Annotated in this window: 16 protein-coding genes; all 16 read left to right on the top strand. The window is 66.3% G+C overall.

The annotated features are described in order from the left end of the window. Window positions 1–4 precede the first annotated feature (4 nt). Window positions 5–685 (top strand): type 4a pilus biogenesis protein PilO, encoded by a 681-nt coding sequence (locus tag CY658_RS15415; RefSeq protein WP_101491019.1) that lies wholly within the window; start codon window positions 5–7, stop codon window positions 683–685. Then, window positions 682–1,224, top strand: a complete 543-nt coding sequence (locus CY658_RS15410) for a pilus assembly protein PilP (RefSeq protein ID WP_101491018.1) — start codon at window positions 682–684, stop codon at window positions 1,222–1,224. The genes CY658_RS15415 and CY658_RS15410 overlap by 4 nt, the downstream gene beginning before the upstream one ends. After that, the gene (gene pilQ / locus CY658_RS15405) at window positions 1,221–3,368 is read left to right on the top strand and encodes a type IV pilus secretin PilQ (RefSeq protein WP_101491017.1); all 2,148 of its coding nucleotides are present in this window, start codon (window positions 1,221–1,223) and stop codon (window positions 3,366–3,368) included. Before CY658_RS15410 ends, pilQ begins: the two co-directional genes overlap by 4 nt. 23 nt (window positions 3,369–3,391) lie before the next feature. Next, complete coding sequence (locus tag CY658_RS33015) at window positions 3,392–3,940, top strand: shikimate kinase (protein WP_101491016.1); 549 nt, start codon at window positions 3,392–3,394, stop codon at window positions 3,938–3,940. A 33-nt stretch (window positions 3,941–3,973) separates the two neighbouring features. Beyond that, on the top strand, window positions 3,974–5,098 hold the full coding sequence (gene aroB, locus CY658_RS15395) for a 3-dehydroquinate synthase (protein ID WP_101491015.1): 1,125 nt from the start codon (window positions 3,974–3,976) through the stop codon (window positions 5,096–5,098). Next, on the top strand, window positions 5,095–6,231 hold the full coding sequence (locus CY658_RS15390) for a deoxyguanosinetriphosphate triphosphohydrolase (RefSeq protein WP_101491305.1): 1,137 nt from the start codon (window positions 5,095–5,097) through the stop codon (window positions 6,229–6,231). Before aroB ends, CY658_RS15390 begins: the two co-directional genes overlap by 4 nt. After that, a complete protein-coding gene (locus tag CY658_RS15385) occupies window positions 6,228–7,508 on the top strand; it encodes an MFS transporter (RefSeq protein WP_257884879.1) in 1,281 nt (426 codons plus the stop codon). The genes CY658_RS15390 and CY658_RS15385 overlap by 4 nt, the downstream gene beginning before the upstream one ends. Then, window positions 7,505–8,080, top strand: coding sequence for a DUF1415 domain-containing protein (locus tag CY658_RS15380; RefSeq protein ID WP_101491014.1), 576 nt, complete (start codon window positions 7,505–7,507; stop codon window positions 8,078–8,080). The genes CY658_RS15385 and CY658_RS15380 overlap by 4 nt, the downstream gene beginning before the upstream one ends. Before the next feature lie 14 nt (window positions 8,081–8,094). Next, window positions 8,095–8,976 carry a class I SAM-dependent methyltransferase gene (locus tag CY658_RS15375; RefSeq protein ID WP_101491303.1) on the top strand — a complete coding sequence of 294 codons (882 nt, stop codon included), beginning with the start codon at window positions 8,095–8,097 and terminating at the stop codon, window positions 8,974–8,976. A gap of 29 nt (window positions 8,977–9,005) precedes the next feature. Then, window positions 9,006–9,707 carry a transposase gene (locus tag CY658_RS15370; RefSeq protein WP_101491013.1) on the top strand — a complete coding sequence of 234 codons (702 nt, stop codon included), beginning with the start codon at window positions 9,006–9,008 and terminating at the stop codon, window positions 9,705–9,707. Window positions 9,708–9,885: 178 nt separating this feature from the next. Beyond that, window positions 9,886–14,631, top strand: coding sequence for a glutamate synthase-related protein (locus CY658_RS15365; RefSeq protein ID WP_101491012.1), 4,746 nt, complete (start codon window positions 9,886–9,888; stop codon window positions 14,629–14,631). Window positions 14,632–14,666: 35 nt separating this feature from the next. After that, complete coding sequence (locus CY658_RS15360; RefSeq protein WP_101491011.1) at window positions 14,667–16,145, top strand: glutamate synthase subunit beta; 1,479 nt, start codon at window positions 14,667–14,669, stop codon at window positions 16,143–16,145. A 65-nt stretch (window positions 16,146–16,210) separates the two neighbouring features. Then, on the top strand, window positions 16,211–17,074 hold the full coding sequence (locus CY658_RS15355) for an ABC transporter ATP-binding protein (protein ID WP_101491010.1): 864 nt from the start codon (window positions 16,211–16,213) through the stop codon (window positions 17,072–17,074). Continuing rightward, a complete protein-coding gene (mlaE, locus tag CY658_RS15350; protein WP_101491009.1) occupies window positions 17,071–17,853 on the top strand; it encodes a lipid asymmetry maintenance ABC transporter permease subunit MlaE in 783 nt (260 codons plus the stop codon). Before CY658_RS15355 ends, mlaE begins: the two co-directional genes overlap by 4 nt. Before the next feature lie 41 nt (window positions 17,854–17,894). Then, window positions 17,895–18,383: an outer membrane lipid asymmetry maintenance protein MlaD gene (gene mlaD / locus CY658_RS15345; RefSeq protein WP_101491008.1), complete on the top strand. Its 489-nt coding sequence runs from the start codon at window positions 17,895–17,897 to the stop codon at window positions 18,381–18,383. Next, window positions 18,380–19,129 (top strand): MlaA family lipoprotein, encoded by a 750-nt coding sequence (locus CY658_RS15340; protein ID WP_101491007.1) that lies wholly within the window; start codon window positions 18,380–18,382, stop codon window positions 19,127–19,129. Before mlaD ends, CY658_RS15340 begins: the two co-directional genes overlap by 4 nt. The last annotated feature ends 93 nt before the right edge of the window (window positions 19,130–19,222 follow it).

The following is a 19,222-nucleotide window of genomic DNA, read 5'->3' as shown; positions in this document are numbered from 1 at the left end:
GATCATGGCCATCAGCAACCGATCCCTCCCCAAAGTCGACGTCGCCACCGCACTGCGGAACTTCGGCGACCAGTTCCGTGGACTGAATCCGAACGACCCTTCCATGTGGCCGGCGGTGCCGCGCTACGCGCTGTGCCTGGCTGTGACCGCGTTGGCGCTCGCAGGCCTGTGGTTTCTCTGGCTCACGAACTCGAACGACGAGCTCGAAGCCGAGCGCGCCAAGGAAGTGACGCTCCGGGCTGACTACAAGAAGAAGGTGGCGCAGGCCGCCAACCTCGATCTGTTGAAGAAACAGCGCGAGCAAGTGCAGCAGTACGTGATCCTTCTCGAGAAGCAACTGCCCAGCAAGGCAGAAATGGATGCGCTGCTTTCCGACATCAACCAGGCCGGACTCGGCCGCAGCCTGCAATTCGAGCTGTTCCGCCCGGGCCAGGTCTCGGTCAAGGATTACTACGCCGAGCTGCCGATCGCCGTGCGCGTCACGGGCCGCTACCACGACATGGGCGCCTTCGCAGCCGATGTGGCCAGCCTGTCGCGCATCGTGACGCTCAACAACGTGACCGTCACACCGCAGAAGGACAAGGACGTGCTGACGATGGACGCCACCGCGCGCACCTACCGCTATCTCGATGAAGACGAGCGGGCCGCCCAGAAACGCGCCACAGCGCCGAAGGCGAAGAAATGAAGCCGATCGCCAAAGTTCTGTGGCTGGCACTGGCCGCCGTGGGCCTGAGCGCCTGCGGCGATTCAGATCAGGAAGACCTGCAGCGCTGGATGGTCGAGGAGCGCGCCCAGGTGAAGCCTTCGGTGCCGCCGATTTCCGAACCCAAGAAATTCACGCCGCAGGCCTACACCGAGGCGTCGTCGTTCGAACCCTTCAACATGCTGAAGCTGACCCAGGCGCTGCGCCGGGAGTCGAACCAGCCGAGCACCTCCGAGCTGATCGCCCCGGAGCTGGCGCGCCGCAAGGAAGCGCTCGAAGCGTTCCCGCTCGACACGATGGCGATGGTCGGCAGCATGAACCGCAACGGCCAGCCAGTGGCGCTCGTGCGCGTGGACAAGCTGCTCTACAAGGTCCGGGTCGGCGAGTACCTGGGCCTCAACTACGGGCGCATCACCCGTATCAACGAAACCGAAGTCGCTCTGCGCGAGATCGTGCAGGACGCCGCGGGCGAATGGATCGAACGCGTAGCCACGCTGCAGTTGCAAGAGAGTGCGAAATGAACCAAAAAAAATCAACGATGGCACAGTGGCTGCGCGCCGCCGGCCTGGGTCTGCTGGCTTTCGGTGCCCTGGCCGTCGCCCATGCGCAAAACGCGATCGAGTCGGTGACGAGCTCGACCCAGTCGGGCGCGGAAGTGATCCGCATCGACCTGGCGCAGCCGCTCACCGCGGTGCCCGCCGGGTTCTCCGTGCAGACGCCGGCGCGCATCGCGCTGGATTTCCCGGGCGTGACGAACGCCATCGGGCGCTCGGCCATCGAGGTGAACCAGGGCAACCTGCGCTCGGTCAACGTGGTGCAGGCTGGTGATCGCAGCCGCGTGGTGCTGAACCTGAAGCAGGCGACGGCGTACAAGGCCGAGATCCAGGGCAAGTCGCTGCTGGTCGTGCTCGAGCCGGTCGCCGGAACGGCGCTCGCGGTCTCTGCCGCGACCACTTTCGCCGAAAACCGCAACCGTGACACGCTGCCATTGCGCGACGTCGATTTCCGCCTCGGTGCCGACGGCACCGGCCGCGTGCTGGTCGACCTGCCGAACAACCAGGTCGGCGTCGATGTGAAGCAGCAAGGCAAGAGCCTGATCGTGGAATTCACCAAGTCGACGCTGCCCGAAGGCCTGCGCCGCCGCCTGGATGTGGCCGATTTCGGAACGCCCGTGCAGTTGATCACCTCGCAGCAATCGGGTGACCGCGTGCGCATGACGATCGATGCCAAGGGCGACTGGGAGCACAGCGCCTACCAGAGCGAAAACCAGTTCGTGGTGGAAGTTCGCGCCCGCAAGATCGATCCGAGCAAGCTCACGCAGGGTGTCGGCTACAACGGCGAGAAGCTGTCGCTCAACTTCCAGAACATCGAGATCCGCTCGCTGCTGCAGGTGATTGCCGACTTCACGAACTTCAACATCGTGACCTCTGATTCGGTCAGCGGTGCGCTGACGCTGCGGCTGAAGGACGTGCCTTGGGACCAAGCGCTCGACATCATCATGCAGGCGAAGAACCTGGGCATGCGCAAGAATGGCAGCGTGCTGTGGATCGCGCCCAAGGATGAGATCAACGCCAAGGAAAAGCTCGAATTTGAAGCCAAGGCGGCCATCGAGAACCTGGAGCCGCTGCGGACGCAGTCGTTTCAGCTGAACTACACGAAGGCCATTGCGATTGCGCAAGGTCTGACGGGTACTGGTGCATCGGCGGGTGGTGGCGGCGGCGGCGGCGGCACGACCTCGCGCATCCTGAGCCCTCGCGGTAGCGTGATTGCTGAAGCGCGGACGAATCAGCTGTTTGTTTCGGACATCCCCTCGCGCCTGGCCCAGGTCACCGATCTGATCCAGAAGCTGGACATTCCCGTTCGGCAGGTGCTGATCGAAGCGCGCATCGTGGAAGCCTCCGACACCTTCGGCAAATCGCTCGGCGTGCGGATGGGCGGCGGTATCTCCCGCGAACGCGTCGCGTCGGCCAACGGCAATCCGGCATACGGCACCTTCGGCGTCATGCCCACCACCACCACCACCGGTGGCGTCGGCGCCGCAGCAGCCACCTGGACCAACTCCAACTTCATCAACCTGCCCGCAGGCGATGCCGGCGGCACCGGCAACTCGGCCGGCACCTTCGCAATCTCGCTGTTCAACTCGAGCTTGTCGCGCATGCTGAACCTCGAAATCTCGGCGCTTGAAGCCGATGGCAAGGGCAAGCTGGTGTCCAGTCCCCGCGTCATCACGGCCGACCAGACCAAGGCGCTGATCGAGCAGGGCGAGGAAATTCCCTACCAGCAGGCCACGTCCAGCGGCGCCACCTCGATCTCGTTCCGCAAGGCGGTGCTCAAGCTCGAAGTCACACCGCAGATCACGCCCGAGGGCAACATCATCCTGACGCTGGATGTGAGCAAGGACGCCCGCGGCGTCAACACGTCGGCGGGCCCGGCCATCAACACCAAGCACGTGCAAACCGAGGTGCTGGTCGAGAACGGCGGCACGGTCGTCATCGGTGGTATCTTCGAACTCACCGAAACCAATGACGAATCGCGCGTGCCGGTGCTGGGTGAAATCCCCTACATGGGGGCATTGTTCCGCAAGCGCGAACGCGTTGCCAACAAGACTGAAATGCTCGTCTTTATCACCCCGAAGATGATTACCGACCGCAACGCCGCGCGCTGACGCGCGGGCGTAGCAGCCACCGCGTGGCGGTCGCACTTGTCGGGTTGCCCGGCGCCGGAAAGTCCGCAGTGGGCCGGCGCCTGGGCGCTCGGCTGAACACTCCCTTCATCGACACAGATCACGTGATCGAGCAGCGCATCGGCTGCACGATCCGGGATTTCTTCGATCGCGAAGGCGAAGCCGCCTTCCGCGACATCGAGCAGGCGGTCATTGCTGACCTGGCCGCCAGCCCCCACGGCGTGCTGGCGACGGGCGGCGGCGCCGTGCTGCGCGAGGCCAACCGCCAGCAGTTGCACGGCCATTTCCACGTCATCTACCTGCGCTCTTCACCTGAAGACCTGTTCCGGCGCCTGCGCCACGACGTCAAGCGCCCGTTGCTGCAGGTGGCCGACCCGCTGGGCCGGCTGCGCGAGCTGCACGATGCACGCGATCCGTTCTACCGGGAAACGGCCCATGACGTGGTCGACACCGGCCGCCCGTCGATTGCCGTGCTCGTCAACCTCATCGTGATGCAGCTTGAACTGGCCGGCGTGGTCGAACCTGGCGCCCATCCGGAAGAGCCCTCCGACTGACCCCGACAGGCCCGAGCGCCTAAACTCGCGGCCATGTCCCTGTCTGTTTCGCCCGCACTTTCCGCCTCACCACAGCCCGAACGCGTCGAGATCCAGCTCGGCGAGCGCAGCTACCCGATCCTGATCGGTGGCGGCCTGCTGGAAGACCCCGCCAGCTTCGGCGTCGTTCCCGCGGCCGCGAGCGCACTGATCGTCAGCAACACGACCGTGGCGCCGCTTTACGCGCAAGCCTTGCGGACCGTGCTGGCCGACCGCTTCCGAACGGTCCACCTGCTCGAACTGCCCGATGGTGAGGTGCACAAGAACCTCGAGACGCTCAACCTGATCTTCGACGCGCTCCTGGGCCACGGCAGCGACCGCAAGACGGTGCTGTTCGCGCTCGGCGGCGGGGTGGTGGGAGACATGACGGGCTTCGCTGCCGCCAGCTACATGCGCGGCGTGCCTTTCGTGCAGGTGCCGACCACGCTGCTGGCGCAGGTCGATTCGTCGGTGGGCGGCAAGACGGCCATCAACCACCCGTTGGGCAAGAACATGATCGGTGCGTTCTACCAGCCGCAGCTCGTGGTGTGCGACCTGGACACGCTGCAGACGCTGCCCCCGCGTGAACTGAGCGCCGGCCTGGCCGAAGTCATCAAGTACGGCCCGATCTACGACATGGCCTTCTTCGACTGGATCGAGTCGAACATCGAAGCGCTGGTGGCGCGCGATCCGGCTGCGCTGGCCCATGCCGTCAAGCGCAGTTGTGAGATCAAGGCGCTGGTGGTCGGTCAGGACGAGCGCGAGACCGGCCTGCGCGCCATCCTCAATTTCGGCCACACCTTCGGCCATGCCATCGAGTCGGGCCTGGGCTACGGCGAGTGGCTGCATGGCGAGGCCGTCGGCTGCGGCATGGTCATGGCCGCGCAGTTGTCGCAGCGGCTCGGCGGCGTCGACGCGGCTTTCGTCGCGCGGCTCACGCGCCTGATCGAGCGTGCCGGTTTGCCCGTCGTGGGGCCGGCGCTGGGGGTCGAGCGCTACCTCGAGCTGATGCGCGTCGACAAGAAATCGGAAGCCGGCGAGATTCGCTTCGTGGTGATCGACCGACCCGGCTCCGCCGTCGTGCGCAGCGCGCCCGACGTGATGGTGCGCGACGTGCTCGCGCAGTGCTGCGCGGCATGAGCCTTGCGGCGTACGCCTGCCACCCCGCGCGCTCGCGCGGACGGCGCCACGCGGAGCCGCCCGCGCCCACGCGTGACGCCTTCCAGCGCGACCGCGACCGCATCGTTCATTCGACCGCCTTCCGCCGGCTGGTCTACAAGACCCAGGTTTTCCTGAACCACGAGGGCGACCTGTTCCGCACGCGGCTCACGCATTCGCTCGAAGTCGCGCAGCTGGGCCGCTCCATTGCACGTGCGCTGCGCCTCAACGAAGACCTGGTCGAGGCCATCGCGCTGGCCCACGACCTCGGCCACACACCCTTCGGCCACGCGGGCCAGGATGCGCTCAATGCCTGCATGGCCGAACACGGCGGCTTCGAGCACAACCTGCAGAGCCTGCGCGTGGTCGATGCGCTGGAGCACCGCTATCCGCAGTACGACGGTCTGAACCTCAGCTTCGAAACGCGCGAAGGCATCCTCAAGCACTGCTCGCGTGCCAACGCCGAACGCATCGAGGCCGCCGAGCCGCAGGGCGTGGCGCGCCGCTTTCTCGACCGCACGCAGCCGGGGCTGGAAGCGCAGCTGTGCAACCTCGCCGACGCCATCGCCTACAACGCGCACGACATCGACGATGGCGTGCGCTCGGGCCTTATCAGCGTCGAGCAGCTGGCCGACGTCGAACTGTTCGAGCGCTACCGCCGCGAGGCGCTGGCCGAGCATCCGCAGCTGCCGGGCCAGGGCCGGCGCGTGCTCTATGAAACCATCCGCCGCATGCTCAGCGCGCAGGTCTACGACGTGATCGACACGACGCGCGCAGCCATCGACGCGCTGGGCCCCGCCGATGCCGACGCGGTGCGCCAGGCGCCGCCGCTGGTGGCTTTCAGCAGCGCCATGCAGACGCAGTCGGAGGCGCTCAAGCAGTTCCTGTTCCGCAACCTCTACCGCCATCCGCAGGTCACGCAGACCACCGACCAGGCGAGCGAGGTCGTGCGCGAGCTGTTCGATGCCTACCTGGCACGCGGTACCGAGATGCCCGCGTCGTACGCCGAGCGCCGCGACCGGCACCGTGCCGTGGCCGACTACATCGCCGGCATGACCGACCGCTTCGCCATGCGCGAGCACGAGCGGCTGACCGGCCGCCGGGGCATCGCGTGACGGCGGCCGTGCGTTCGAGCAGTGCGTCGGCCCGTGTGCCCGCCGCCGCCTTCGCCGTCGTGCTGGGCGGCGTCAGCGCCGCGCTGCACCTGGGCAAGCTGCCGCCCGCCGTGCCGGCGCTGCAGGCGTCGCTCGGCATCGACCTGGTCGAAGCCGGTTTCCTGCTCTCGCTGGTCCAGGTCGCGAGCATGACGCTGGGCCTGCTGGCCGGGCTCGCGGCCGATTCGATCGGCCTGCGTCGCAGCATGCTCGTCGGGCTGGCGGTGCTGACCACGGCCAGCCTGCTGGGCGGCGCCGTCGGCGCCGGCCTGATGGGCGAGTCGCACGCGGTGCTCTGGCTGTTCGTGCTGCGCGCAGCCGAAGGCATCGGCTTCCTGATGGCGGTGATGCCCGGCCCGGGGCTCATCCGCGCACTGACGCCGGCGGGCGCCGACAAGGCCGCGCTGGGCTTGTGGGGCGCCTACATGCCGCTCGGCGTGGCGCTCGCGCTGCTCATCGGGCCGGCCCTGATCGCCTGGGGCGGATGGGCCGACTGGTGGTGGACGCTGTCGCTGGTGTCCGCGGGCGCGGCACTCTGGGTGTGGCTGGCGGTGCCACGCGACCGGGCTCGCGTCGCCGGCGCGAGCTCTCAATCTGCATCTTCTGGCTGGGCCTCGCGGCTGCGCGAGACGGTCGGCGCACGCGCGCCGTGGCTGATCGCGCTGACTTTCGCCGTGTACTCGTCGCAGTGGATGGCCGTGATCGGTTTTCTTCCCGCCATCTACGCCGACGCGAAGGTGCCGGCCGCCTGGAGCGCGGTGCTGACCGCGCTGGCCGCGGCGATGAACATCGTCGGCAACCTCATGGGCGGCCGCTGGCTGCAACGCGGCGTGGCACCTGAACGCCTGCTGCAATGGGGCTTCCTGACCATGGCGCTGGGCGGTGTCGCCGCCTTCGCGCAGGTGGGGCAGGGGACCGAGGCGCTGGGCCTGCCGCCCGCGCTACGCTATGCCGCGATCTGCGCCTTTTCGCTCGGCGGCGGCATGATCCCGGCGACGCTCTTCCTGCTCGGCGTGCGGCTGGCGCCGGGGCCGAGCACCGTGTCGACCACCGTCGGTCTGATGCAGCAGGCGTCCTCGCTCGGCCAGTTCCTGGCGCCGCCCGCGGTGGCCTGGGTGGCGCACCGCGTCGGTGGCTGGCACTGGACCTGGACCGCCACGCTGGCCTGCTCGCTCGCCGGCATGGTGATCGCCACGCGGCTCGGCCGCATTCGCAAGCTGGCGGAGGCCACGTCATGAGCGGGCCAACGGTCATTGAAACCGCACAAGCCGAAGCCGACACCCGTCGCTGGCTCGAACGCGCGGTGATCGGGCTCAACCTGTGTCCCTTCGCCAAGGCGGTGCATGTGAAGGGCCAGATCCACTACGTCACCTACCTCGACACCCACGAGGGCCGCCTCATCGATGCGCTGCTGGCTGAAGCCCGTGCGCTCGTCGCGCTCGACGCCGAGGTGCGCGACACCACGCTGCTGATCGTCCCTCACGCCCTGGCGGACTTTCTCGACTTCAACGATTTCACGGAGCGCGCCGAGCGCAAGCTTGCTCGCGCGGGCTTCGACGGCGTGCTGCAACTCGCCAGCTTTCACCCGCATTTCCAGTTCGGCGGCACCGAGCCCGACGACATCACCAACGCCACCAACCGCGCACCGTACCCCACGCTGCACCTGCTGCGCGAAGACAGCATGGACCGCGCGGTCGAAGCCTTTCCGGAGGCCGAGGCGATCTTCGAGCGCAATATCGAGACGCTCGAAGCCCTGGGCCCGGCCGGCTGGACCGCGCTCGATGTCGGCCCGGGAAGCGCCACGTCATGAACACCAAGAACACCATGTCCCGTCCCGCGAAAGCGCACCCCACAAACAAGGCTGCCAAGGCCGAGGCCGAGCTGGCCGAAGTCCTGCGGCCGGGCCAGTCCGTCGAGCTCCTCAAGGAGTTGCACATCCTCACGCGCGAAGGTCGGCTCAACCAGGATTCGCGCCGCAAGCTCAAGCAGGTCTACCACCTGTTCCAGTTCATCGAGCAGCTGCTGCGCGAACTGCCGGGCGAGGGCGCCGAGGCCACGCTGGCCGACCACGGGGCCGGCAAGTCGTACCTCGGCTTCATCATTTATGACCTGTTCTTCCGCGCGCGGCAGGGCGGCCATGTCTACGGCATCGAGACGCGCAGCGAGTTGGTCGAGCGCTCCCGCGCGCTGGCGCAGCAGTTGGGCTTCGGGCGCATGTCGTTCCTGAACCTCACCGTGGCCGAATCGGCGCAGGCGAGCGAACTGCCGGCGCAGATCGACGTGGTCACCGCGCTGCACGCCTGCGACACCGCCACCGACGATGCCATTGCCTTCGGCCTTGCCAAGAAGGCGCGCTGCATGGTGCTCGTGCCCTGCTGCCAGGCCGAAGTGGCGGCCTGCCTGCGCGAGACGAAGGCGCTGGCCCTGTCGCGCACGCCGCTGGCCGAACTCTGGCGCCATCCGCTGCACACGCGCGAGATCGGCAGCCAGCTCACCAACGTGCTGCGCTGCCTGTACCTGGAAGCCAACGGCTACAGCGTCACCGTCACCGAGCTGGTCGGCTGGGAGCACAGCATGAAGAACGAGCTGATCCTGGCGCGCTACACCGGCCAGCGCAAGGCGAGCGCGGCGACGCGGCTGCGCGAGCTGCTGGCGCAGTTCGGGCTCGACACGCTGGGCGACACGCGCTTCCGCCTCGTCGACTGAGTATTCGGACGGCGTCGTCCATCGTCACCATGGCCCGTCTCCCCCGTCTCACGCTGGCCGGCATGCCGCACCACGTGATCCAGCGCGGCAACAACCGCCAGCCGATCTTCGTCGACCGTGCCGACCACGAGAAGCTGCTCGGCCTGCTGGCCGAGAACGCCGTGCGCTTCGGCATCGCGCTGCACGCCTACGTGCTGATGGACAACCACTTCCACCTGCTGGCCACGCCCGACAGCACCACGGGCCTGCCGCAGTTCATGCAGTCGGTCGGGCGCAGCTACGTGCGCTACTTCAACGACCGTCACGGCCGCAGCGGCACGTTGTGGGAAGGGCGCTACAGATCGACCCTGATCCAGACCGAGCGCTACCTGCTGACCTGCATGGCCTACATCGACCTGAACCCGGTGCGCGCCGGGATGGTCGCAGAGGCACGCGACTTCCCCTGGTCCAGCCACGGCCACTACGCCGGTCTGCGGCAAGACCGGCTGCTGACCCCGCACCCGCTGTACTGGGAGCTCGGCAACACGCCCTTTGCGCGGGAGGCGGCGTATGCCGAACTGGTGCGTGGCGGCGTCCGCGCGGCCGATCAGCAGGCCCTGACCGACGCCACGCTGCGCGGCTGGGCGGCCGGCGACGATGGTTTTTTGGACACGTTGCAGAAGTCCACCGAGCGCCGCGTCATCAAGGCCAAGGCCGGCCGGCCGCCTGCATCCCCCAAAGATCAAGACTGAAAATGGCGAAGTGCCGCATGCCTATTGGGATTTTTGCTTCCATTTTTGATATGTCCCCAATTTAATTCTGACAAGAAAACTCAAGATTTAATAGGAATCTGACCCCAATTAAAGTGTTTGGCATTCTTTGTGCATCGCAATATGCTCCCTTTCCCTGCGAAAACTGAAGGAGCGCGCCATGACGACGGCTGCCGAGATTCAACACCTCCAAGAACACGGTCTGTATTCCGGTGCCGATGAGCACGACGCCTGCGGCGTCGGCTTCGTCGCCCATATCAAGGGCGAGAAAAGTCACGCCATCGTGTTGCAGGGTCTGAAGATCCTCGAGAACCTCGACCACCGCGGCGCCGTCGGCGCCGACAAGCTGATGGGCGACGGCGCGGGCATCCTGATCCAGCTGCCCGACCTGCTGTACCGCGAAGAAATGGCCAAGCAGGGCGTCACGCTGCCCCCGCCCGGCGAATACGGCGTCGGCATGATCTTCCTGCCCAAGGAACACGCCTCCCGCGAAGCCTGCGAGCAAGAGATGGAACGCGCCATCAAGGCCGAAGGCCAGGTGATGCTGGGCTGGCGCGACGTGCCGGTCAACCGCGACATGCCCATGTCGCCCACCGTGCGCGAAAAAGAACCGCTGCTGCGCCAGATCTTCATCGGCCGCGGCAACGACGTGATCGTGCAGGACGCGCTGGAGCGCAAGCTGTACGTGATCCGCAAGACCGCCAGCGCGAACATCCAGCGCCTGAAGCTCAAGCACAGCAAGGAATACTACGTTCCAAGCATGTCCAGCCGCACCGTGGTCTACAAGGGCCTGCTGCTGGCCGACCAGGTCGGTACCTACTTTCTCGATCTGCAAGACAAGCGTTGCGTCTCGGCCCTGGGCCTGGTGCACCAGCGCTTCTCGACCAACACCTTCCCCGAGTGGCCGCTGGCCCACCCGTACCGCTACGTTGCGCACAACGGCGAAATCAACACGGTCAAGGGCAACTACAACTGGATGAAGGCGCGCGAAGGCGTGATGTCGTCGCCCGTGCTCGGCGCCGACCTGCAGAAGCTCTACCCGATCAGCTTCGCCGGCCAGTCCGACACCGCCACCTTCGACAACTGCCTCGAGCTGCTGACGATGGCCGGCTACCCCATCAGCCAGGCCGTGATGATGATGATTCCCGAGCCCTGGGAACAGCACGCCACCATGGACACGCGCCGCCGCGCGTTCTATGAGTACCACGCCGCCATGCTCGAGCCGTGGGACGGCCCGGCTTCCATCGTGTTCACCGACGGCCGCCAGATCGGCGCCACGCTCGACCGCAACGGCCTGCGCCCCTCGCGCTACTGTGTGACCGACGACGACCTGGTCATCATGGCCTCCGAGTCGGGCGTGCTGCCCGTGCCCGAGCAGAAGATCGTGCGCAAGTGGCGCCTGCAGCCCGGCAAGATGTTCCTGATCGACCTGGAGCAGGGCCGCATGATCGATGACGAGGAGGTCAAGTCCACCCTCGCCAACAGCAAGCCCTACAAGCAGTGGATCGAAAACCTGCGCATCAAGCTCGACAGCGTCAAGGCCGAACCGGCCGCGATTCCCGTGAGCCAGGTCGCGCTGCTCGACCGCCAGCAGGCCTTCGGCTACACCCAGGAAGACATCAAGTTCCTGATGAGCCCGATGGCGCAGGCCGGCGAAGAAGGCATCGGCTCCATGGGCAACGACAGCCCGCTGGCCGTGCTCTCCAGCAAGAACAAGCCGCTGTACAACTACTTCAAGCAGCTGTTCGCGCAGGTCACGAACCCGCCGATCGACCCGATCCGCGAAGCGATCGTGATGTCGCTCGTGTCCTTCATCGGCCCCAAGCCGAACCTGCTGGACATCAACCAGGTCAATCCGCCGATGCGGCTCGAAGTGAGCCAGCCCATTCTCGACTTCGCCGACATGGCGAAGCTGCGCGACATCGGCACCTACACGCAGGGCAAATTCAAGAGCTACGTGCTCGACATCACCTACCCGCTGGGCTGGGGCGATGAAGGCGTCGAAGCCAAGCTGGCCTCGCTCTGCGCCGAAGCGGTCGATGCCATCAAGGGCGGCCACAACATCCTGATCGTGAGCGACCGCGGCGTGGGCCCGACGCAAGTCGCGATCCCCGCCGTGTTGGCGCTCTCGGCCGTGCACCAGTACCTCGTGCGCGAGGGCCTGCGCACCACCGCCGGCCTCGTGGTCGAGACCGGTTCGGCGCGCGAAGTGCATCACTTCGGCGTGCTCGCCGGCTACGGCGCCGAAGCCGTGCACCCGTACCTCGCGATGGAAACGCTGGCGGCCATGCACGCCGACCTGCCGGGCGACCTGAGCGCCGAGAAGGCGGTCTACAACTACGTCAAGGCCATCGGCAAGGGCCTGTCGAAGATCATGTCGAAGATGGGTGTCAGCACCTACATGAGCTACTGCGGCGCCCAGCTGTTCGAAGCCATCGGCCTGAACACCGAAACAGTGAACAAGTACTTCACCGGCACCGCCAGCCGCGTGGAAGGCATCGGCGTCTTCGAGATCGCCGAGGAAGCCATCCGCATGCACAAGGCTGCCTTCGGTGACGACCCGGTGCTCGCCAACATGCTCGACGCCGGCGGCGAATACGCCTGGCGCACGCGCGGCGAAGAGCACATGTGGACGCCCGACGCCATCGCCAAGCTGCAGCACAGCACGCGTTCCAACAACTGGAACACGTACAAGGAATACGCGCAGCTCATCAACGACCAGAACCGCCGTCACCTCACGCTGCGCGGCCTGTTCGAGTTCAAGATCGATCCGGCCAAGGCCATTCCGGTCGACGAAGTCGAATCCGCTGCCGAAATCGTCAAGCGCTTCGCCACCGGCGCGATGTCGCTGGGCTCGATCAGCACCGAGGCACACGCCACGCTTGCCATTGCCATGAACCGCATCGGCGGCAAGAGCAACACGGGCGAAGGCGGTGAAGACCCGGCGCGCTACCGCAACGAACTGAAGGGCATCCCGATCAAGCAGGGCGATACGCTCAAGAGCGTGATCGGCGCGGCCAACGTCGAGGTCGACCTGCCCTTGAAGGACGGCGACTCGCTGCGTTCGCGCATCAAGCAGGTCGCGTCGGGCCGCTTCGGCGTCACCGCCGAGTACCTGCACTCGGCCGACCAGATCCAGATCAAGATGGCGCAAGGTGCCAAGCCGGGCGAGGGCGGTCAGCTGCCCGGCGGCAAGGTCACCGAGTACATCGGCAAGCAGCGTTATGCCGTGCCGGGCGTGGGCCTCATCTCGCCGCCGCCGCACCACGACATCTACTCGATCGAGGACCTGGCGCAGCTCATCCACGACCTGAAGAACACCGCGCCGCACGCCAGCATCAGCGTGAAGCTGGTGAGCGAAATCGGCGTCGGCACCATCGCCGCGGGCGTTGCCAAGTGCAAGAGCGACCACGTCGTGATCGCCGGCCATGACGGCGGCACGGGCGCTTCGCCCTGGTCGTCGATCAAGCACGCGGGCAGCCCGTGGGAAATCGGCCTGGCCGAAACGCAACAGACGCTGGTGCTCAACCGCCTGCGCAGCCGCATTCGCGTGCAGGCCGACGGCCAGATGAAGACCGGCCGCGACGTCGCCATCGGCGCGCTGCTGGGCGCCGACGAGTTCGGCTTTGCGACCGCACCGCTGGTGGTCGAGGGCTGCATCATGATGCGCAAGTGCCACCTGAACACCTGCCCGGTGGGCGTGGCCACGCAAGACCCGCTGCTGCGCAAGAAGTTCTCGGGCAAGCCCGAACACGTCGTCAACTACTTCTTCTTCGTTGCCGAAGAAGTGCGCCAGATCATGGCCCAGCTGGGCATTCGCAAGTTCGACGACCTGATCGGCCGCGCCGACCTGCTCGACATGCGCAAGGGCATCGAACACTGGAAGGCCTCGGGCCTCGATTTCAGCCGCCTGTTCGCGCTGCCGATCGTGCCGGCCGATGTGCCGCGCTACCACGTCGAGAACCAGGACCACGGCCTCGAGCGCGCGCTCGACGTGAAGCTCATCGAGAAGTCGCGTCCCGCCATCGACAAGGGCGAGAAGGTGCAGTTCATCGAGGTGGCGCGCAACGTCAACCGCTCGGTGGGCGCCATGCTCTCGGGCGCACTGACCAAGGTGCATCCGCAGGGCCTGCCCGACGATTCGATCCGTATCCAGCTCGAAGGCACGGGCGGCCAGTCGTTCGGTGCGTTCCTGGCACGCGGCATCACGCTGTACCTGATCGGTGATGCCAACGACTACACCGGCAAGGGCCTTTCGGGCGGCCGCGTGGTGGTGCGTCCGAGCCTCGACTTCCGCGGTGAAGCGGTGCGCAACACCATCGTCGGCAACACCGCGCTGTACGGCGCGACGACCGGCGAGGCGTATCTCTGCGGCGTGGCCGGCGAGCGTTTCGCGGTGCGCCTCTCGGGTGCCACGGCGGTCATCGAAGGCACGGGCGACCACGGTTGCGAATACATGACGGGCGGCACGGTCGCCGTGCTCGGCAAGACGGGTCGCAACTTCGCGGCCGGCATGAGCGGCGGCGTTGCTTTCGTCTACGACGAAGATGGCCAGTTCGCCACGCGCTGCAACCTTTCGATGGTGTCGCTCGACAAGGTGCTGACCTCGGCCGAGCAGACGGCGAGCGTGCATCGCAAGATCTGGCACGGCGGCGAGACCGACGAAGCGCAGCTGAAGAAGCTGCTCGAAGAGCACCACCGCTGGACCGGCAGCAAGCGCGCGCGCGAGCTGCTCGACAACTGGGCCGAGTCGCGCACCAAGTTCGTCAAGGTGTTCCCGAACGAATACAAGCGTGCCCTGGCCGAACTGCACGACCGCCAGGTCGAGCTGGCCAGCAGCGGCAACAACGCCCACGTGGGCCTCGAGCCGCACGCACTGGCCGCGCCCGCCACGGCCGCCGTCTGAGCGCGCCATAGATACGAAGAACAGAGGACAGCACGATGGGAAAAATCACCGGCTTCATGGAGCATGAGCGTGTCGAAGAGGGCTACAAGCCCGTCGAAGAACGCGTCAAGCACTACAAGGAATTCGTTGTCGGCCTGAACACCGATCAAGCCAAAGTGCAGGGCGCACGCTGCATGGACTGCGGCACGCCGTTCTGCAACAGCGGCTGCCCGGTCAACAACATCATTCCGGACTTCAACGACCTCGTGTACCGCGACGATTGGCAGAACGCCTTCGCGGTGCTCGACTCGACCAACAACTTCCCCGAGTTCACCGGCCGCATCTGCCCCGCGCCCTGCGAGGCTGCCTGCGTGCTCAACGTGAACGACGACGCGGTCGGCATCAAGTCGCTGGAGCACGCGATCATCGACCGCGCCTGGGACGAAGGCTGGGTGGCGCCGCGCGTTGCCAAGCACAAGACTGGCAAGAAGGTCGCCGTGGTCGGGGCCGGCCCTGCCGGCATGGCGGCGGCTCAACAACTGGCGCGCGTCGGCCACGACGTGACGCTGTTCGAAAAGAACGACCGCATCGGCGGCCTGTTGCGCTACGGCATCCCCGACTTCAAGATGGAGAAGACGCACATCGATCGCCGCGTCGAGCAGATGAAGGCCGAAGGCGTGACCTTCCGCACCGGCGTCATGGTCGGTGCCACGAAAGACCCGTTGGGCAAGGGTTCCAAGGTCACCAACCTGGCCAAGGAAACCATCACGCCCGAGCAGTTGCAGAAAGACTTCGACGCCGTGGTGCTCACCGGTGGCGCCGAGCAATCGCGCGACCTGCCCGTGCCCGGCCGCGACCTCGACGGCATCCACTTCGCGATGGAGTTCCTGCCGCAGCAGAACCGCGTCAACGCGGGCGACAAGGTCAAGGGCCAGCTGCGCGCCGAAGGCAAGCACGTGATCGTCATCGGCGGCGGCGACACCGGCTCCGACTGCGTCGGCACCAGCAACCGCCACGGCGCCGTGAGCGTCACGCAGTTCGAACTGATGCCGCAGCCACCCGAAGAAGAGAACCGTCCGCTGACGTGGCCCTACTGGCCGATCAAGCTGCGCACCAGCTCCAGCCATGAAGAAGGTTGCGAGCGCGAGTTCGCCATCTCGACCAAGGAGTTCATCGGAGAGAAGGGCAAGGTCACGGGCCTGAAGACCGTTCGCGTCGAGTGGAAGGACGGCAAGATGCAGGAAGTGCCCGGCAGCGAGCAGATCCTCAAGGCCGACCTCGTGCTGCTCGCGATGGGCTTCATCAGCCCCGTGGCCACCGTGCTCGACGCCTTCGGTGTCGAGAAGGACGCCCGCGGCAACGCGCGCGCCACGGTCGACTTCATCGGCGGCTACGCTACCAATGTGCCCAAGGTATTCGCTGCAGGTGACATTCGTCGCGGACAGTCACTTGTGGTGTGGGCAATTCGCGAAGGCCGGCAGGCCGCGCGCTCTGTCGACGAATTCTTGATGGGATTCAGCGACTTACCGCGCTGATTTTTGTTTCAGTGAAGCGGCGCCGTTCGCGGCCCCGTTATCATCCGCGGAAACCGCATGCCGGGATGCCTCTCAGGGCGCCCGGCTTTTTTATTGTGATGGACCCAGCCACACCACCGTCTTCCTCCTTCGTCGAATTCCGCGATGTCTCGTTCGGCTACGGCGCGCGCGCGATCCTCGACGGCGTGTCGTTTTCCGTGCCGCGAGGCAAGGTGACGGCGTTGATGGGGGCGTCGGGTGGCGGCAAGACCACCGTGCTGCGCCTGATCGGCGGCCAGCAACGCGCACAGCGCGGCGAAGTGCTGTTCGATGGCAAAGACGTCGGCCGCTTCGATGTCGCCACGTTGTATGCGGCGCGGCGCCGCATGGGCATGCTGTTCCAGTTCGGCGCGCTGTTCACCGACATCAGCGTGTTCGACAACGTGGCCTTTCCGCTGCGTGAGCACACGCAGCTGTCGGAAGCGCTGGTGCGCGACATCGTGCTCATGAAGCTCGACGCCGTCGGCCTGCGCGGTGCGCGCGACCTGATGCCCAGTGAAATCTCAGGCGGCATGGCGCGGCGCGTGGCGCTGGCCCGTGCGATCGCGCTCGACCCCGACCTCGTCATGTACGACGAACCCTTTGCGGGGCTCGATCCGATCTCTCTCGGCACGGCCGCGCGACTGATCCGCCAGCTCAACGACGCGTTGGGCCTCACCAGCATCATCGTGTCGCACGACCTCGAAGAAACCTTCCGCATCGCCGACCACGTGATCGTTTTGGCCAACGGCGGCATCGCCGCGCAGGGGCGGCCTGAAGAGGTGCGTGAAAGCGCCGATCCGCTGGTGCACCAGTTTGTCAACGCACTGCCCGATGGGCCTGTGCGATTCCACTACCCGGGCGTCAGCATCGAAGACGATTTCGGGAACCGGGAAGGGGGGCGCTCATGAGTTGGTGGAAGCCCGCCGATGTCGGCTTTGCCGTGCGCAGCCAGCTGGCTGGTATGGGCCACGGCGCCAAACTCTTTTTGCGCCTGCTCGGTCCGGGCGCGCAGATCATGCGTCGCTTCGGACTGGTGCGTGACCAGATCCATTTCCTCGGCAACTACTCGCTCGCCATCATCGGCGTGTCGGGCCTGTTCGTGGGCTTCGTGCTCGGGCTGCAGATGTACTACGCGCTGCAGCGCTACGGCTCGTCCGAAGCGCTCGGCCTGCTGGTCGCGCTGAGTCTCGTGCGCGAACTCGGCCCTGTGGTGGCGGCCTTGTTGTTCACCGGCCGGGCCGGCACGTCGTTGACGGCCGAGATCGGCCTCATGAAAGCCAACGAGCAGTTGAGCGCCATGGAAATGATGGCGGTCGACCCGGTGCAGCGCATCCTCGCGCCGCGCTTCTGGGCCGGCGTTATCACGATGCCGCTGCTGGCGGCCGTGTTCAGCGCGGTCGGCATCATGGGCGGCTACGTCGTGGGCGTGATCATGCTGGGCGTCGACCCGGGCGCGTTCTGGGGCCAGATGCAGGGCGGCGTCGATGTCTGGCGCGACGTCGGCAACGGCGTCATCAAGAGCATCGTGTTCGGTTTCACCGTGACTTTCATCGCGCTGCTGCAGGGCTTCGAGGCCCAGCCGACGCCCGAGGGCGTGTCGCGCGCCACCACGCGCACCGTGGTCATGGCGTCGCTGGCGGTCTTGGGGCTGGACTTCCTGCTCACCGCCATGATGTTCAGTATCTAAAGGGGCCCCGGCCCCATCGTTCTAGACAGAGAGTGCAAACCATGCAACGTTCCACCAACGACATCTGGGTCGGCCTGTTCGTGCTGATCGGCGGCGCCGCCTTGCTGTTCCTGGCACTGCAGTCGGCCAATCTGCTGAGCCTGAACTTCCAGAAGACCTACACGGTCACCGCGCGTTTCGACAACATCGGCGGGCTTAAGCCCCAGACGGCGGTCAAGAGCGCTGGCGTGGTCGTCGGTCGTGTGGAATCCATCGCGTTCAACGACAAGGCCTTTCAGGCCGATGTGACGCTGGCGCTTCAAAACCGTTACAGTTTTCCCAAGGACAGCTCGCTCAAGATCCTGACCAGTGGCCTGCTCGGCGAGCAGTACATCGGCATCGAGGCGGGCGCCGAGGAAAAGAACCTGCAAGCCGGCGACACCATCACCGCGACCCAATCGGCCGTGGTGCTGGAGAACCTGATCAGCCAGTTCCTGTACAGCAAGGCCGCCGACGGGAGTACGGCGCCGGGAACAGCCAATAAGAAATGACCACACGACTTTTTTCGTCGACTGCTATTAAAAGTGTAGCTAGCTCCGCCCGTTGGGCCACCGCAACCGTCGGCGTTGCGCTCATGGCCGGATGCGCCACCGGCCCCGGCGCAAGCCCGACCGACCCCTTCGAGCCGTACAACCGCGGCATGACGCGCTTCAATGACACCGTCGACGAAGCCGTGCTGGAGCCCGTGGCCAGCGCCTACCAGAGCGTGGTGCCCTCGCTGGTGCGCCAGGGTGTGACCAATTTCTTCAGCAACCTCGGCGACGTCTGGAGCCTGGCCAACAACGTGGCCCAGCTCAAGCTGCAGAACAGCGCCGAGACCTTCATGCGGCTGAACGTCAACACCTTCTTCGGGCTGGGCGGCCTGCTCGATGTCGCCTCCGAGGCGCGCCTGCCGCGCCACGAGGAAGACTTCGGCCAGACGCTGGGCTACTGGGGCGTGGGCGCCGGTCCGTACGTGGTGCTGCCGCTGCTCGGGCCGTCCACGCTGCGCGACACGATCGCCCGTCCGGTCGACATGTACGGCGATGCACAGGGCCACATCCACGACATCGCCTGGCGCAATTCGCTGGCGGGCCTGCGTGTCGTGGACACCCGTTCGCGCTACCTGGGCGCGACCCGCCTGCTCGGCGAAGCGGCGCTCGACAAGTATTCGTTCACGCGCGATGCGTTCCTGCAGCGCCGCCGCAACCAGGTCTACGACGGCAATCCGCCGGACGACGACAACGCTGGCAAGTGACGGCAAAAGGGGCGGACGGGGTGGTTCTGCTTGCATCCGGTTGCAGGCTTCACCTCCGCTTCAGGAACCCGGTCGGCCTGGCGCCTGTCGAAA

Origin of the sequence: Variovorax sp. RO1, assembly GCF_002849325.1 — a bacterium.
Taxonomy (GTDB): domain Bacteria; phylum Pseudomonadota; class Gammaproteobacteria; order Burkholderiales; family Burkholderiaceae_C; genus Variovorax.
This window is presented reverse-complemented; position numbering and strand designations above follow the sequence as displayed.

Coding starts and splice junctions, on each gene's coding strand:
- mlaD (WP_101491008.1), top strand. CDS start 17,895: ATGCAACGTTCCACCAACGACATCTGGGTCGGCCTGTTCGTGCTGATC.
- CY658_RS15415 (WP_101491019.1), top strand. CDS start 5: ATGGCCATCAGCAACCGATCCCTCCCCAAAGTCGACGTCGCCACCGCA.
- CY658_RS15355 (WP_101491010.1), top strand. CDS start 16,211: ATGCCTCTCAGGGCGCCCGGCTTTTTTATTGTGATGGACCCAGCCACA.
- CY658_RS15380 (WP_101491014.1), top strand. CDS start 7,505: ATGAGCGGGCCAACGGTCATTGAAACCGCACAAGCCGAAGCCGACACC.
- CY658_RS15360 (WP_101491011.1), top strand. CDS start 14,667: ATGGGAAAAATCACCGGCTTCATGGAGCATGAGCGTGTCGAAGAGGGC.
- pilQ (WP_101491017.1), top strand. CDS start 1,221: ATGAACCAAAAAAAATCAACGATGGCACAGTGGCTGCGCGCCGCCGGC.
- CY658_RS15410 (WP_101491018.1), top strand. CDS start 682: ATGAAGCCGATCGCCAAAGTTCTGTGGCTGGCACTGGCCGCCGTGGGC.
- mlaE (WP_101491009.1), top strand. CDS start 17,071: ATGAGTTGGTGGAAGCCCGCCGATGTCGGCTTTGCCGTGCGCAGCCAG.
- CY658_RS15365 (WP_101491012.1), top strand. CDS start 9,886: ATGACGACGGCTGCCGAGATTCAACACCTCCAAGAACACGGTCTGTAT.
- CY658_RS15370 (WP_101491013.1), top strand. CDS start 9,006: ATGGCCCGTCTCCCCCGTCTCACGCTGGCCGGCATGCCGCACCACGTG.
- CY658_RS15390 (WP_101491305.1), top strand. CDS start 5,095: ATGAGCCTTGCGGCGTACGCCTGCCACCCCGCGCGCTCGCGCGGACGG.
- CY658_RS15340 (WP_101491007.1), top strand. CDS start 18,380: ATGACCACACGACTTTTTTCGTCGACTGCTATTAAAAGTGTAGCTAGC.
- CY658_RS15375 (WP_101491303.1), top strand. CDS start 8,095: ATGTCCCGTCCCGCGAAAGCGCACCCCACAAACAAGGCTGCCAAGGCC.
- aroB (WP_101491015.1), top strand. CDS start 3,974: ATGTCCCTGTCTGTTTCGCCCGCACTTTCCGCCTCACCACAGCCCGAA.